Here is a 16,802-nt window from a genome sequence, read left to right as displayed (position 1 = left end):
GTCACTAATAGGTATTATATTCTTACTCCAAAGCCAACAGAAATGTATAAAATTATTTGCACTGAATTTTGATAACACACAGTAACTAAAAATGGGACGTATTTTTATTTCCGCTGCTGGAGGTAAAGCAGCAAAAGGTGTATACACAGGCTCCATAGCAGGTAGTATAAACGAAACCACAGAAATGATTTTGCTGCGGGATTTAATAGTAACAGAATTACGGGCACAAAATTGTCCAGTTTTAGCCGTTCCAGACCACCTGAGCGCCACCGATACTATTGCTTGGATTAATTCCCGTAGCTGTCCGGGTGATGTAGCCTTAGAAATTCATGCTCAAGCTGCTATCAGTCCTATTCTCCAGGGTGCTGGTATCCACTATATTGCTGATAACCAAGAGCGTCAAAGTCATGGAGAACTATTATTACTCAAGCTTTTAGGGCGTGTCCCTCAGTTAGGAAATTGGGGAGTTAAGCCAGATACAGATAGTTCCTTGGGGAGTTTGGCATTTTGTCGCCAGGTTATCATTCCTTCTTTATTGATGCAAGTAGGCTTTCTGAGCAGTCCAGAAGATCGCTTATTGTTACAAAATCGTCGCCGTGATTTTGCGTTGGGAATTGCTGAGGGTTTAATATCTTGGAGTCGGCTAACTGACCGCATTTCTGTAAATACTGTTGTATCTAATTATCCAGTTATTGATATTCATATTAATGGGCAAAAATATGGGGAAAAAGGCATATTAGTTAATGGTAATTGCTACATTCCCATTAATTTAGTAGATCAGCTACAAATTGATTTATCTAAGTTAACAGATGTTTACCGTATTAGTTACCATAAAATAGTTTATATTAAAGCTGTGGATTTAAGAGAATTTCACGTTGAAATTACATGGGATTCCACAGTTAATATAGTTAATTTACGTTCTAATTTATTAATTTGTCTGGATCAACTAGACCGGATTATGTCCAGGGGTAACGCATCGGAAGTAGAGTTACAATTATTCCTGAAAAACAACTATGAAAAAGCTTTAGTAAATTTTCCAGAGATAGCCCAATTATATCGAGAAGAAGGTAAGATCGAGGGTGTGAACTATGACATTGCTTTCTGCCAAATGTGTTTAGAAACTGAATTTTTACGTTTTGGGGGCGATGTCAGACCTGAGCAACATAACTTTGCTGGTTTGGGTTGTATTGGTGGTAGTGCTGAAGCTGCGTCTTTTCCTAGCGCCAGAATTGGGGTGAGAGCGCATATTCAACACTTAAAAGCCTATGGAAGTCTTGAACCTTTAGTAAACGAAGTGGTAGACCCACGATTTCGCTTTATCACCCGTGGAATTGCGCCATCAATTTATCAACTTTCTGGGCGCTGGTCAGCAGATTTAGATTATGCTACAAAAATCTTAGCAATCATGAAACGCTTATATACTTCAGCACAGATTTTTTGATGTAACTGATATCAAAGGATTTAGGACTTACGCATTGACAAAAAATATGATCTATGGATCTAGGACTTACGCATTGACAAAAAATATGATCTATGATATCTAGATCATGCGATCGCTATTAAGATTAGCAAAAATATGCTCACGTACAACTAAAGTAAACAGATTCCGTTGTATTTCATACCAATTGCTAATTATTTTCTCAGAGCGCATAAACTCCAACTTAACAAAAGCTTGAAGTGAACAAAAGATGTGAGTCTTAATTGCATGAGTATCTCTAACCATGAACCGACAAATTCCACATACTTGTTTTATGGCTCGATGAAAGGTTTCAATTCCCCAATGAGTATCATGAATTGTCATAAATTCATTTCTAGTTATATCCTCGATTCTTTCCTCATCTGGAAGATACAAAATATAGTGTCTAGAGTCTTCTTTTTTAAAGTCTTTCCTCAACAACTTTATAAATCCAAATTCTTTCAGATGAGTCCTTAATCCTTCTTCGGGAATAGCCAGAGTGCTTACTTGACAATACTTGTGTGGCTCATTTGAAACAGTTCTATTTTTTTCAATTCCGAAGAGAAAACCCAATTTCTGGTTTTTTAGGAATTTCAAATTTTCTACTCCTGAATACCAACTATCACCTGTTACAATTCTGGGTTTGACTCCCCAGCTTATTATTTCACTTACCATTTCTCTAAAATAATCGTTTTTTGTTTTTCCCTCCTTTTTATCATATATTCTGTAATTTATTGGCACTGAATTACCATGAATATCACTGTAATATAGAGTGATTAAATTTAAGCCAATGATTGTTTTATGGGCTTTACCTGACCAAAAATAACCGATTAATTCAGCATTTTTGGGGTCGCTGTAAATCTTTTCTATCACTGTATCATCTACACTTAGTATTCCTCCTACCAAGTTAATAACTTTTTCTATAATGTTGAATAAATCTTTCGGTTCATATCGCTCTCTCAGTAAAAAGCGATTCACACTATCATGTGAAACGTCTCCTAATATCTCTGCTAACCTACTGCACCCCCCAAACTTTGGCTCTGACAGTAAAAATAAGGTGTATAGGTCTAGATTGCATTGCGCTGTGGATGGTTTCGTGATTTTTCTAATTGTCTGATACCTAGCAAGTAGACGACCTATATTTATCAATGCACTATTTTGTTATTCTGTCAATGCGTAACTCCTAGGATTAAATAGCTGCGCCAATTCCCTTGTGACTCCTGGTTTTGTTGTTGGGGAAGTAGCAAGCGCCAGCTTTTCCCTTCTTGCTGAATTTGCAAATAAACTTCAAAAGGTTGTTGGTGTTGTGTTAACTGTCTTTTGGGAAGGTGCAAAATTAAATCGTAGGTTCCCCGGACGCGGAAAGCTGGTAAGTTTTCAATGGTTAGGGGTTGTTCCTGGCGAATTTTTAAATGTTTGATTTCAAAATCGGAGAAGTCTAAATCCAGTTTTTGGTTGAGTTGCTCCTGGGTTTGTTCTACCTGGAGTGCGATCGCTTTTTCGACTAACTGAGTATTAGGCAATAATCCAATACTACCACACCCTGTCAATAACGCCAGTAAAATCGCAGTCACCAAAAGCCGTATCATGTTAAATTCATATACAATCCGCTAGCGATAGTATACAGCATTTTCCCAGGTTAAGGTCTAACAGCTTTAGCGGCGAATAATTTCTGAAACACTTGTAACCTTTGCTCTTTAGGTTCTGGGGTAATGCTACCCCACAAACTTTCCCAGTAAAAAAATGAAATACCTGGAAAATTGCGATCGCGTACTGTCTTCACCTGTTGTTGAATTTGGGAAATCTTCATAGGACTAGTAGAGGTTCCGGTTAAAATCCCAATACTCACCGGTATCCGAGTCCGAGCGAATTTCACTGCTGGTTGTTCTAATTCAGTAATAAAACTCTTTTGATTATTGCGATATACCTGCAATATTAACTCATCCACCAAACCTCTCCTTACCCAAGTTTCCCAGTCTTGTAAATAGTATTTATAGGCAAAACCCTGTGAATTTGGGGATAGAGATATGACCGCATTAGGTTTAATTGCTTTCACACTTTGATGAACTTTTGCCATAAAATTAGTAATCTTATTAGCGCGCCAAGCCATCCATTCTGGATCAAACGGGTCACTAGGAGGACTTTTACCATCATGTTCTTGGCGATAAAGATCAACGGTGAAAGCATCATAACCAAATTGTACAGGCATACCAAAATGATCATCTAATTGAACACCATCCACATGATAAATGCTGACCACTTCCTTAATTAAGCCCAAGATAAACTCTTGAACTTCTGGATGCAGAGCATTTAACCAAGCTTGCTGATGTCCTGAATTATCATTCATTTCCTCTAAAGGAACTTCATTAGTAGATTTTTCCCCTTCTTTTCCCATGGTTAACCAATCAGGATAACGCCTGGCTAATTGTGAATGAGGTGGGGTCATAAAACCATATTCAAACCAAGGAATCACACTTAATTGATGAGGTCTAGCAATCTTAATAATTTTTGCTAAAACGTCCTGTCCGCCGTGCATGATATTGAGTAGAGTATCTGCATCTGAACCAGTTACAACTTTAGCTAACTTACTCTTATAAAAAGTATGGCCGCGGTTCCAAACCACCGGATAAATGGTATTAAAATTCAGTGCTGATAATTGTGTAATGGCGCGGTTAATTCCCCAGGGTATAAATAATACGCCACTAGCGACATTAGTCAGCCAAACACCGCGTAATTCTGTTGTTGGTAAGCTTTTTTCCGATTGAGATGCAGGAAGTGAAGGAAATAAAAATACTGTGTAGACGATCAGAAATCCCCAACACAGTAAGTGAAAAAAACTACCTTTATTCCAAGTTTTCATTGATGGGCTTGACTTTTGTTCCTAAGAAATAGCTATATATAGATATTTAGTTAACATTTCTCAGGATGATATGATGATATCATTAATACAAAACTCGCCGAAATTACTAGCCCAATTAAAATTTTTCCACTCCGGGAAACTGCTTAATACTCACTGAATTTGCGGCTTCGCCACAAGTGCGGGGTGTGGGGAATATTTTACCAGGATTTGCTAAACCTTGGGGATTAAATACTTGTCTTACCCATTGCATAGTTTCTAAGTCAGCAGGGGTAAACATATCTGGCATATAACATTTTTTATCAGCACCAATACCATGTTCACCGGAAATACTTCCTCCGACTTTAACACACAGCTTGAGAATTTCTCCCCCTACTTCTTCTACTTTTTCCAGCGCCCCTGGTATGGAATTATCATAGAGAATTAAAGGATGTAAGTTACCGTCGCCAGCATGAAATACATTAGCAATTTTATAACCATATTTTTCACTTAATGCCTCAATTTCTTGCAGAACATAAGGTAGCTGAGTTCTGGGGATAACACCATCTTGGACATAATAATCTGGGCTTAAGTGTCCAGCGGCCGCGAAAGCTGCTTTGCGTCCTTTCCAAAGTTTTAAACGAGTTTCTGGATCACTAGCACTAGTTACATTGCGCGCTCCATTTTGCCGACAAATTTCCGCAACCCGTTGTTTATTGACTTGAACCTCCACATCCAAGCCATCAATTTCTACTAATAAAATAGCCGTAGCATCGCGAGGATAACAATTTGTCGCGACAACATCCTCAACTGCATTAATACTAATGTTATCCATCATTTCCATCCCACCGGGAATAATTCCGGCGCTGATAATATCAGAAACCGTTGCCCCAGCGGCTTCGATACTGGTAAAATCAGCTAATAATACACAAATTGATTCGGCAGTTTTGAGGATTTTGAGAGTAATTTCTGTCGCGATACCTAAAGTACCTTCAGAACCGACAAATACACCTGTTAAATCATAACCGGGTGTTTCGGGAATTTGCCCCCCCAAATCTAAAATTTCCCCGGTGGGGGTGACAATTTTTAAACCCAAAACATGGTTAGTTGTGACACCGTACTTTAAACAATGTACTCCGCCAGAGTTTTCTGCCACATTACCCCCAATTGAGCAGATAATTTGGCTGGAGGGGTCTGGTGCATAATAAAATCCCGCCCCGCTGACGGTTTGCGTTACCCAGCTATTAATTACCCCTGGTTGTACGACAATGCGCTGATTATCTAAATCAATACTCAGGATTTGTCGCATTAGGGAAGTGACAATTAAAACTGAATTTTCCGAAGGTAAAGCCCCCCCAGATAATCCAGTACCAGAACCACGGGCGATAAAGGGTAGAGAATATTGATTACATATTTTGACGATTTGGGCAATTTGCTCTGTGGTTCTGGGTAGTAATACCAGAGCGGGACGTTCACGATAACTGGTTAAACCATCGCACTCATAGGTAATGAGTTCTTCCCGGCGTTGTACCACGCCATTTTTACCAACTACAGTTTCAAATGCTTTAATAATAGCTTTCCAGTTGTATTGCTTTTTCTCTGGGATGAGCATAGCTTTTTATAGTCAGATGTAGATATATCTTCATTTTTACTAGAATAGCGCTTGCAAGGAGGGACAGTTACTACTTTTATCCCATGGTTCAGGCTTTGCTGCTAAACAAATTCCCCCATTCGTCGCCAAACCTTTTCTACTAAATCAGGATCATCGGCGTTAAACCACTGAATTTGAGGATATGCTTTAAACCAGGTACGCTGGCGCTTGGCGAATTGTCTTGTATGTAAAACAATTAATTCTTGGGCTGTATCTAAAGAAATTTCACCCGCCAAATACTGCTTAATTTCTTGATATCCCAAAGTGTTTAATAAGGGTAAATCAGCACCATATTTTTGACAAAGATATTCTACCTCGGCCACTAAACCATCAGCGATCATTTGTTCGGTTCGCCTGTGAATGCGCAGCCTTAATTTTGTCGGGTCACAATCTAAACCTATTTGTAAAATTGGGTAATCTGGGGGGTTCTCTCCTTGCTGCCCAGAAATGGGGCAACCCGTAATGTAAAATACTTCTAATGCTCGTAAAGTCCGAACATGATCATGGGGATGGATTTTTTGGGCAGCGATCGCATCTACTTGTTTTAACATACCATATAGGCTAGCTTGTCCTAAAGATTCCAGTTGCGATCGCAATTCCTGATCTGGTGCAACCCTGGGAATTTTCATCCCTTGGACAATAGAGCGGATATACAAACCAGTACCACCAACTAACAGTAATGGAAACTGGGGTAGGGAAGAAATTAAACCTTGTGCTTGTTCCTGATAGTCTGCTACCGTCATAGTGTCCTTGGGGTCGCAGATATCTATTAAATAATGAGGTGCTAATTTTTGTTCTGTAAGTGTTGGTTTCGCCGTCCCAATATCAAATTCCCGATACACCTGACGGGAGTCAGCACTGAGGATGACAGAACCTAAACCCCTAGCTAAAGTCAAAGCCAGGCCTGATTTACCTGTGGCCGTAGCACCGCAAATTACAATTAATTTAGTCATCAGTTTAAACTTCCCATAGTGCCATTTTCCAGTCAAGTCTTTGTGATAGAATCTTAAAGTTTTTCTGGCATTTTGGCTGATGGGTAATTTGCTGTTCCTCCTCGCCTTTCCTCTACCAAAGTGATATAGTACAGAGTCAATCGGAGTAATTCAAAATTTCAAGGCATAAGTTGACAAAACTTATGGGGCTACATCCCTTATATAAACTTCTCACAAAATTGGTCTATAATCCTCATTAACCCTTTTGTGTTATAATCTTGGTGTGTTTTAACTTTTTTGTTTTTGGGCGACTTTTAACCCATGCATCAGGAGAATTTTCATGACGAGCAGTTACAGTGCCGATCAGATTCAAGTTCTGGAAGGTCTGGAAGCCGTCCGCAAACGGCCGGGGATGTACATCGGGACTACCGGGCCGCGAGGACTCCACCATTTAGTTTATGAAGTGGTAGATAACTCTATTGATGAAGCTTTGGCGGGTCACTGTACCCATATAGAAGTGGATATCAATGGGGATGGTTCCGTGACTGTCACAGATGATGGTCGGGGTATTCCCACCGACACCCATTCGCGCACGGGGAAATCGGCTTTGGAAACTGTGTTAACCGTATTACACGCCGGGGGAAAGTTTGGCGGTGGTGGTTACAAGGTTTCTGGAGGATTACACGGGGTGGGGATTTCTGTGGTTAACGCCCTGTCGGAACTGGTAGAAGTGACTGTTTGGCGGGATCATAAGGTTCATATCCAGCGCTATGAAAGGGGTATACCAGTTACTGAACTGCAAGTAAAGCCTGAAAAAGAGGCTAAAACAGGGACTTCTGTCAAATTTAAGCCAGATTACCAAATATTTACTACTGGTATTGAGTTTGATTACATGACTTTAGCAGGTCGCCTGCGGGAACTGGCTTATCTGAATGCAGGAGTCAAAATTACCTTTAGCGACCATCGCCTGGAATTACTCAAAAGCGACACCCCCAGGGTAGAAACCTACGAGTATAAGGGTGGGATTAAAGAGTATGTTGGTTATTTGAACCGGGAGAAGCAACCACTGCACGAAGAAATCATTTATGTGCAGGGAGAACGCAATAATGTACAAGTGGAAGTTTCTTTACAGTGGTGTACTGATGCTTACACAGACAATGTGCTGGGGTTTGCTAATAATATTCGTACCGTTGATGGTGGTACTCACTTAGAAGGGTTAAAGGCGGTTCTGACTCGTACTTTAAATGCTATTGCTCGCAAGCGCAATAAGATCAAAGAGAATGAATCTAATCTCAGTGGGGAACACGTCCGGGAAGGTTTGACAGCAGTAATCTCTGTGAAAGTCCCTGACCCAGAATTTGAAGGACAAACTAAAACCAAACTCGGTAATACTGAAGTTCGCGGGATTGTTGATTCTTTGGTGGGAGAAGTTCTCAGTGAGTATTTAGAATTTCATCCGGGAATCGCTGACTCGATTTTAGATAAAGCTATTCAAGCCTTTAAAGCCGCAGAAGCAGCTCGTCATGCGCGGGAGTTAGTGCGGCGCAAATCTGTCTTGGAATCTTCGCCGTTACCAGGTAAATTGGCAGATTGCAGTTCTCGTGACCCCAGAGAGTCGGAGATATTTATCGTCGAAGGGGACTCAGCAGGTGGAAGTGCTAAACAAGGACGCGATCGCCGCACTCAAGCCATCCTGCCCCTGCGTGGTAAAATCCTCAATATCGAGAAGACAGACGACGCGAAAATTTATAAAAATAACGAGGTTCAAGCGTTAATTACAGCCCTGGGTTTAGGCGTAAAAGGTGACGAATTTGACGCTTCCCAACTGCGTTATCATCGGATTGTGATTATGACTGATGCTGATGTTGATGGGGCGCACATCCGGACACTATTGTTAACTTTCTTCTATCGATATCAGCGATCGCTCATTGAACAAGGTTTCATATATATTGCCTGTCCACCACTATTTAAATTAGAACGGGGACGCAATCATGAGTATTGCTATAGCGATCGGGAATTACAACAAAAAATTGCTCAATTCCCCAGCAACGCTAACTATACCATCCAACGTTTCAAAGGTTTGGGTGAAATGATGCCTCAACAACTCTGGGACACCACCATGAACCCAGAAACCAGGAAAATGAAGCAGGTGGAAATTGAAGACGCAGCCGAAGCTGATCGCATTTTTACAATTTTAATGGGCGATCGGGTTGCACCCAGACGCGAGTTCATCGAAACCTATGCTTCTAAACTCAATCTCACAGACTTAGATATATAAATACCCATGTTCTCGAGTGTAATTACTTAAATAAGCCACAAAAATAGTTAATTAATTACATAAAACCGGGGCTATTTGACCTCACCTCCCTTTCCTGACTCAGGATAAGGGCTGGGGGTGAGGTTATTTATTTGATTGTGAACTGGTATGGAAATTTAGGGATTATAAATAATTATAAATAATTATAAATAATAATTTACTTCTTGTGACTGATGAAACCTCACGACATATTAAATAGTCACACCATGCAATGACTGGCTAAAAGAGCCTTAAACCCTGATTCCGCCAGCAGCGAATATGAAATTAATTTAACTATCAATTTAAGTGTTTCCAAGCTATGTCGTTAGGTTGAGGGATGATTGCCATGAAAATATTCACTATTATCAGTAATTCTTGACTGAATGGAATCTTCACCAACATATGAAATTCACTCCAAAAGTTATAGGTAAAGGATTGCTGAATATAATCAGTTTGGGCAGTTTAGTTACTCTATCTGCTTGCGCTGAACCTCCGGTGACAGAAGCGCCGCCAGTGACTGCGCCTCCTGTTGCAGATATTCGTGTAGAAACAACTGCTGATCTGAATTTAGCCCAACTAGCACAAGCTGCAGCTCAGGAAGGACAGTTTCAAACCTTAACACGAGCAGTGGTAGCAGCAGGCTTAATCGATCAATTGGCAACCCCAGGGCCTTATACTGTCTTTGCACCTACTGATGCTGCTTTTGATGCCTTACCCACAGGTACTTTAGACAACCTCTTCAAACCAGAAAACAAAGACCAATTAACCAGGCTAATTGCTTATCACGTTGTTCCGGGGAAATTTGCGTCCAATCAACTGACATCTGGACAAGTGAATACAATTGAGGGTAGTCCCGCCACAGTAGATGTTAATGATGCTACCCAAACTATAACTATTAACAATGCTAGGGTGACTCAAGCAGATATTCTAGCTAGCAACGGGATTGTTCATATAATTGATCGGGTAATTCTGCCACCAGATTTCCCCGATACTTAGACCATTAGCCAGAACTCACATAATTTGATCAAAAGTAATACTCCCTGGTTGAACTTCCCATTTGAAGCAAAACCTAGGGAATTTTCTTTGTGATTTCTTGTCTGGTAAAATTGTTTGATATAATACATCAAGATAAAGTTACCATAAATATCATTTTTAATGATGCAAAATAACCACAAAAAGAAATTCTTGTCAAGGGGTATCCAATATTAATTGCATGTGACTGAGATCCAGGAACTATATTGCCACTGTGGTAAGAGTCAATACCACCTATATCTAGGTTGTGGGTAAATTTTTTCCACAACTGAGAACAGCATTTGTTATGCTGGAAGAGCAAAGCCAAATCTCTTTCCTCTAGCAGAATTACGTCAATATATTCAGGATTAAATATCAGGTAATCTGAACATTGTTCATAGAAAGAGGGTATTATATTTGACAATCTTACCAATTTCACCAACTCTGCCAGTGGGTAATAAACTCGTGATATGACTGTTTTATTTTCAGACTTCTGAATACTCAAACCTTCTTTGTATTGCCGGGGTGATGGCTGTGATATTGCCTGTATAATTTAAATATTAGCCTACTTAAGTCTAATATCTGTAATTTTGACTGTTAAAATTCTTCTGAATTGATTAGAATATCGGTGTATACAATAAGAACAGTTTGTCAACTATCATAAGGTAGAAATCTCAGCAGTGCGCTAATGTGTGAATAAGACGAATCAGTTAAATCTCAACTGTTGGTCATTTTGCTGATGACACCAGAGCCTCAACTCCCTAGTTTAGGCATTTGGCAGGGCAAAAGTTCCGTGTCTGAAGACGAGCATGATGATTCTGACTGTGTTGACAGTGCCAGAAAGTCCATGCAAATCTAAAAATTGAGTTGTTTATGAAGGAAATGTAAAAATGGGTGCATTAGTATTTCTCGCTTAAGTTAACATTAACAAAAGAGTTGCTATGTAATTAATGTTGCATATCATACTTAAATGTATGTAATAGCGGGTGTAGTTTCCTTTGAATGTAAAGACAATGCCACTAGGATGGGAGAAAGTGAAAAATTTCAGGGGATGACTACCATTTCTAATATCTTTTAGTTATTAGTGGCTTGACTTTGGACAATTGCATCATGATTAACACACAAAAAGAGTGCAATTTTTGTGAAACACGCTACAATCGGAAAAGTCTTTATCAGAAAATATGCCAACATTCATATTAGACTCATATTTTGGTTATATGAAATGGTAGGTTTTTGGGATCAAGACAAATCTTTGTTTAAACAAATGGGTTAAAAATTATATGTCATAGCAACACATATGATTTCTAACTAAAATGAGCAAGTCAGTACTACGACTTTCTACATATCATCAAACAGCCCTCTAACAGAGGACGAAAACTTCCGGGAAGTCAGTCTAAAACCCTATTTTCGGTAGTTAACTAGCTCGATTCACAGAGCAGTAAACACATCTGAGTAATTGATTCTGCAAGGAGCATGAGGAACGCGGCATGAACCAGGCTAACAACGTACTCGAAAGCATTTATCAGCCTGACCTAGAAATAATAAATCAGCCTGAGCTCGAGTTAGAACTCTTAGTCGAAGAAGAAGAAGAAGAGGACTTGCTGATTAATGATGATGGCGAAGATGAGTTTTTAGAGCCTCAGTCTGATGAGGACGACATAAAGTCTGGAAAAGCCGCTAAATCACGTCGTCGGACACAAAGCAAGAAAAAGCACTATACTGAAGACTCTATTCGCCTTTATTTGCAAGAAATTGGTCGGATTAGACTATTGCGGGCAGACGAGGAAATCGAATTGGCGCGTAAAATCGCTGATTTACTGGAATTAGAAAGGGTGCGGGATAGACTGCAAGAGCAGTTAGAACGGGAACCTGAATATCGGGAATGGGCAGAAGCAGTACAATTGCCATTACCAGCATTTCGTTATCGCCTGCATATCGGTCGCAGGGCAAAAGATAAAATGGTGCAATCGAACCTGCGTCTTGTGGTGTCAATTGCCAAAAAATATATGAATCGTGGTTTGTCTTTCCAAGACTTAATTCAAGAAGGTAGTCTTGGTTTGATTCGCGCTGCAGAAAAGTTTGACCATGAAAAAGGTTATAAGTTTTCTACATACGCCACATGGTGGATTCGTCAAGCTATTACCCGGGCGATCGCTGATCAATCCCGTACTATCCGCCTACCGGTTCATCTCTACGAAACCATTTCGCGGATTAAGAAAACTACCAAGTTGCTATCTCAAGAAATGGGTCGCAAACCCACTGAAGAAGAAATTGCGACTCGCATGGAAATGACCATCGAGAAGTTACGGTTTATTGCTAAATCTGCTCAGTTACCCATTTCACTAGAAACCCCCATCGGTAAAGAGGAAGATTCTCGATTGGGTGATTTTATTGAATCTGATGGAGAAACTCCAGAAGATCAGGTCTCCAAAAATCTGCTGCGTGAAGACCTAGAAAAAGTCCTCGATAGTCTCAGTCCTCGTGAGCGTGATGTACTGCGACTCCGCTATGGTTTAGATGACGGTCGTATGAAGACTCTAGAGGAAATTGGACAAATTTTCAACGTCACCCGGGAACGGATTCGTCAAATTGAGGCTAAAGCACTCCGTAAGTTACGTCATCCCAATCGCAATAGTGTTCTTAAGGAATATATTCGGTAGTCATTAGTCATTAGTTTGACCAACAGAATGGGATACAAGCCCCGTCCTAAAAGGACGGCTTTTTGGTTCATAGAACTTGCTTTTTTTGGTGTATGAATACAAAAAACAGTCCCCATAGGCTATCGTCGGTACGACTTTAAATGGACGTGGAGCGACGACTGTAAGACTACCTTGGTAGCAAGTTGTTGTGAAGCGTCAAGAATCACCTATATCCTAGCGTGGCGTAAGCCATACTTTATAGGTCGGTGAGTATGTCAATGATACAAAAATGAAACATAAATAAAAAAACCTGGTACTACCAGGTTTTTTTATTGATTTTTTTTATCTAGCTATTTCTGTATATCAAACTTACAGAATTCCCCAGAAATGAAGGAAGCCTTGACCAGAAAACAACTCAATCAGCGCGGCTGCTAAAAAGCCAATCATTGCCAAGCGACCGTTCCAAATTTCTGCCTGGGGTGTAAAGCCCCAACGCCAAGCGTTGCGATCTTCAGTTACCGGAGCATTAACGTTTGTTGCGTTTGTCATGGCTGGCACTCCTAACTATATTTACAAAATATTATTGCCTTACGTAAAATAATATAACAAAAAATTGAGAAATGCAACATTTATTTATGATTTGTTGCAGTATCTTGACTTACGCAGTTGTTGGGAAAATAGCTAGAAAACCATCTATCACTGGGTAGATGTCCAGGAATTACAGCCATTTTACCTAATTATTAGAAGTAATTCCCAATAACTATATCATTAATTCGGTGATTTTGCGCCTAAAATACAGAGATTACGGATTATTTTGGGAATAACTAGCTGGTAACTTCTATCTATTAATAGAAAATTTTATGATTTCTGACGCTAAAAACCCCACACATAGACCATTAATACAACGGCGAGCTAGCCCATAAATTCCATTTATGGGCTAGCGGTTGGCGATTAAAATCGCCGTCAAGTTTCTCTTTGGTTTTGAATGTACATCTTAACTGCCTCCAGTGGCGTGCCTCTACCAGAAAACGCGCACAGTGCCCCTGGTTTCTAACTATGGGCACTGTGCGCTAGCGACTTTAGTCGCATTAGAACGATTTACTGGCTTTAGCCACAGTGATATAATGGTCAACGCGAGTAAAACAACCATTTACACGCAAACTTGCAGCCGTGGGGCACACGGTCAAGATGCTTGCAGTTAGCGGAGCGGCGCGTTAGCGCGGGTAAATTCATTGGAATCCCCGTGAAGCAAGAATCCCCCAGCTTCTAGCCGTGGGGAGTGTCAATTCTGCTAGACGCAAGTCCAGTAAAAGCAAGGAACGTCAGTGACGCACCAAATCCCACGCCTTTAGGCGGGGGAAGTGTCAAGCTGCGTGAGTTTCCCATAGTTCTGATGTGGTGTATGCCGATTACAGTCCGACTGGTATCACCGTGATCACTCTTTCATCACGGTGCAAGTCAAGAATGCTTTCACCCTGACCATCTCTCCCCAAAATGGGTACAGCCTCTACTCGGATGCGTACAATACGCTCTTTATTAGTCACCAGTGCCACCTCAGCAGAGGCGATCGCCCGCACCATACCAGCTAAATGATCGGTTTTGGTAGCAAACTTCAGGGCTTGTGTACCTAAATTACCCCGTTCAGCTGTTTTTAAATGACTCACAGGTAGCCGTTTGGCGTATCCTTCGGCACTGACGAGCAACAGTTTATCGTCCCCAGCCACAGTAACACAGCCTACCATGTGTTGATGTTTCAACAGCCGCAATGCTTGTAACCCCATAGCAGTCCGCCCCATCACCGGAAGTTGTTGATCATCAGGGGCGAACTTTAACAAGCGTCCGCCAGAACTGGCTACAATCAGATTGTCCTGGGCAGTAGTTAACTGGGTAAATAACAATTGATCATCTTCTTTGAGCTTCAAAATCGTCATTCCGCGACGGGTCAGATTGGTAAATTCTGCCAAAGACAGGCGCTTAATTCGTCCTTCCTTTGTCAGCAGAACCATCTGCCTTGTTTCCAAATTTTCTGGTAAGAGGACACGATCAACCACCGGTTCCTGAGTATTTTGAGCCGTACTACTGAGCATAGTAATCAATGGTGTTCCCCGGGGAGAACGTCCAGTTGTAGGGGGAATATCTCCCACATTCACCGGGTAAACTTTGCCACTAGCGGTAATTAGTAGTAAGTCTTGATCTGTTGTACTTAAATCAGTTTGGGTGATGAAGTCATGATCTGCTACACCGTTGTCAGCTTTCGATTTTTTCCCTGATGGCTGTAGCCGACGCACATATCCCCGGTGGCTAAACTCTAATAATACCTCTTCTGGTGGTTCAGAAGATGGTAAACTTTTGTCAGCCACTTGGTTTTGCCCTAAAGATAATTTATTGTGATTTTGCGAGCCTTTTTTGTCTGGTAACCCTTGATGACTATGAGTTAAAAGCTTAGTCCGTCGAGGATTATTATATTTGCGCTTCAGGGATCGCAGATCCTTTTTCAGTCTTTTGAGTAATTCTTGGCGATCGCTAAGTAATATTTGCAATACAGCAATTTCGCCGCTGAGTTTCTCAAACTCTTGCTGTAAATTAGACTGTTCTAAACTAGTCAGGCGGCGTAATGGCATAGCCAGAATAGCATCTCCTTGCTCATCACTCAAATCCAGACGGCTACAAAGGTTGATTTTCGCCGTAGTACCATCAGCAGCTTGGCGCAAAATCTCAATTAACTGATCCAGTTGAGATAGTGCTTTGAGTAACCCTGACACTAGATGCAGCCTACTTTGTGCCTTACCCAACTCATAACTATAGCGACGGTTGAGGGTTTGTTCCCGGAATTTCAAAAACTCCTGCAAAATCTGGCGTAAACTTAACTGGCGCGGTTGTCCATCCACCAATGCTAAAAGAATCGCCCCAAAATTACTTTGCAAGGCAGTTTGGTGATATAAGTTCTCTAGAACTTCTTGCGGGTTGGTATCACGTTTGAGTTCAATCACTACCCGCATCCCTTCGCGATCGCTTTCATCCCGCAGATCAGAAATTCCCTGCAGACGACCTTGATTGACTAAATCTGCGACCTTCTCAATCCAGCCCGACTTATTCACTTGATAGGGCAATTCAGTGATAATAATTGCTGTGCGCCGCTTACTACCCCTAGTAGGGGCAATTTCCTCCGTCTTAGACACTCCTCGCAGTACAATTCCACCCTTACCAGTAGAATATGCTTCTCGAATTCCTGAGTTACCAACTATTTCTCCCCCAGTGGGAAAGTCCGGACCTGGAATGATCTCCCATAGCTTTTCATCTGACAAATCCGGTTGGTCAATCAAGGCAATCAAGCCGTCAACTAATTCTCCTAAATTGTGGGGAGGAATATTTGTGGCCATACCCACAGCAATACCAGAACAGCCATTGAGTAATAGAAAAGGCAATTGAGCCGGGAGTACAGTGGGTTCCTGTTGGGAATTATCAAAGTTGCCGATAAATTCCACAGTTTCATCGCCAATTTCTGACAACATTCCCTCATGGCTGATGGGTGCCAGACGGGTTTCTGTGTAGCGCATCGCTGCTGGTGGGTCATTATCGACACTACCAAAGTTACCATGTCCTGACAATAGGGGATAGCGGCTGGAAAATTCCTGAACTAACCTGACTAAGGCATCATAAACAGCTTGGTCACCGTGGGGATGGTATTTACCTAGCACATCTCCCACCACACGGGCGCACTTACGATAGGGTCTATCTGGTGTTAGTCCCAGTTCATGCATGGCATATAAAATCCGCCTATGCACTGGTTTTAGTCCATCACGCACGTCTGGTAAAGCCCGCCCTACAATCACACTCATGGCATATTCTAGGTAAGACCTCTGCATCTCTGTATGCAGGGCCGTTGTAATTACCTGTCCCTTTGGGAGAAGGTCTAACTGTTTTGCCATGAGTTTTTTTCCTGAAATTTAATTACACAAACGTCGCTGGGATTCAACACTG

11 protein-coding genes are annotated in these 16,802 nt (G+C 41.1%); 4 read left to right on the top strand and 7 right to left on the bottom strand.

The features are described from left to right. Positions 1 to 91: 91 nt before the first annotated feature. Positions 92 to 1,441 carry a hormogonium tapered terminus morphoprotein TftA gene (gene tftA / locus IM676_RS14600; RefSeq protein ID WP_200987563.1) on the top strand — a complete coding sequence of 450 codons (1,350 nt, stop codon included), beginning with the start codon at positions 92 to 94 and terminating at the stop codon, positions 1,439 to 1,441. 99 nt (positions 1,442 to 1,540) lie between these two features. On the opposite strand, the gene IM676_RS14595 is transcribed toward tftA, so the two are convergent. The 5 genes from IM676_RS14595 to miaA form a co-directional block, all read right to left on the bottom strand. After that, positions 1,541 to 2,566 carry an IS701 family transposase gene (locus tag IM676_RS14595; RefSeq protein ID WP_200990024.1) on the bottom strand — a complete coding sequence of 342 codons (1,026 nt, stop codon included), beginning with the start codon at positions 2,564 to 2,566 and terminating at the stop codon, positions 1,541 to 1,543. A gap of 59 nt (positions 2,567 to 2,625) precedes the next feature. Next, positions 2,626 to 3,045, bottom strand: coding sequence for a hypothetical protein (locus tag IM676_RS14590; protein WP_200987562.1), 420 nt, complete (start codon positions 3,043 to 3,045; stop codon positions 2,626 to 2,628). A 50-nt stretch (positions 3,046 to 3,095) separates the two neighbouring features. After that, entirely contained in the window at positions 3,096 to 4,316 is a 1,221-nt protein-coding gene (locus tag IM676_RS14585; protein ID WP_200987561.1) for a glycoside hydrolase family 10 protein, read from the bottom strand. A gap of 115 nt (positions 4,317 to 4,431) precedes the next feature. Further along, positions 4,432 to 5,904 (bottom strand): glycolate oxidase subunit GlcD, encoded by a 1,473-nt coding sequence (gene glcD / locus IM676_RS14580; RefSeq protein ID WP_200987560.1) that lies wholly within the window; start codon positions 5,902 to 5,904, stop codon positions 4,432 to 4,434. A gap of 101 nt (positions 5,905 to 6,005) precedes the next feature. Continuing rightward, complete coding sequence (gene miaA / locus IM676_RS14575) at positions 6,006 to 6,896, bottom strand: tRNA (adenosine(37)-N6)-dimethylallyltransferase MiaA (RefSeq protein ID WP_200987559.1); 891 nt, start codon at positions 6,894 to 6,896, stop codon at positions 6,006 to 6,008. Positions 6,897 to 7,215: 319 nt separating this feature from the next. On the opposite strand from miaA, the gene gyrB reads away from it, so the two are divergent. From gyrB to rpoD, 3 genes are all read left to right on the top strand, one after another. Further along, positions 7,216 to 9,153, top strand: a complete 1,938-nt coding sequence (gyrB, locus tag IM676_RS14570; RefSeq protein ID WP_200987558.1) for a DNA topoisomerase (ATP-hydrolyzing) subunit B — start codon at positions 7,216 to 7,218, stop codon at positions 9,151 to 9,153. Between the two features lie 420 nt (positions 9,154 to 9,573). Further along, positions 9,574 to 10,167, top strand: a complete 594-nt coding sequence (locus tag IM676_RS14565; RefSeq protein ID WP_200987557.1) for a fasciclin domain-containing protein — start codon at positions 9,574 to 9,576, stop codon at positions 10,165 to 10,167. A gap of 1,502 nt (positions 10,168 to 11,669) precedes the next feature. Beyond that, complete coding sequence (gene rpoD / locus IM676_RS14560) at positions 11,670 to 12,842, top strand: RNA polymerase sigma factor RpoD (protein WP_200987556.1); 1,173 nt, start codon at positions 11,670 to 11,672, stop codon at positions 12,840 to 12,842. Positions 12,843 to 13,190: 348 nt separating this feature from the next. Here rpoD and IM676_RS14555 read toward each other — a convergent pair whose 3' ends face one another. Continuing rightward, positions 13,191 to 13,370, bottom strand: coding sequence for a chlorophyll a/b-binding protein (locus IM676_RS14555; protein ID WP_200987555.1), 180 nt, complete (start codon positions 13,368 to 13,370; stop codon positions 13,191 to 13,193). Between the two features lie 860 nt (positions 13,371 to 14,230). After that, positions 14,231 to 16,750 carry a DNA topoisomerase (ATP-hydrolyzing) subunit A gene (gyrA, locus tag IM676_RS14550; protein ID WP_200987554.1) on the bottom strand — a complete coding sequence of 840 codons (2,520 nt, stop codon included), beginning with the start codon at positions 16,748 to 16,750 and terminating at the stop codon, positions 14,231 to 14,233. Positions 16,751 to 16,802: the final 52 nt, after the last annotated feature.

Origin of the sequence: Anabaenopsis elenkinii CCIBt3563 (assembly GCF_015245355.1) — a bacterium.
GTDB lineage: Bacteria > Cyanobacteriota > Cyanobacteriia > Cyanobacteriales > Nostocaceae > Anabaenopsis > Anabaenopsis elenkinii.
This window is presented reverse-complemented; position numbering and strand designations above follow the sequence as displayed.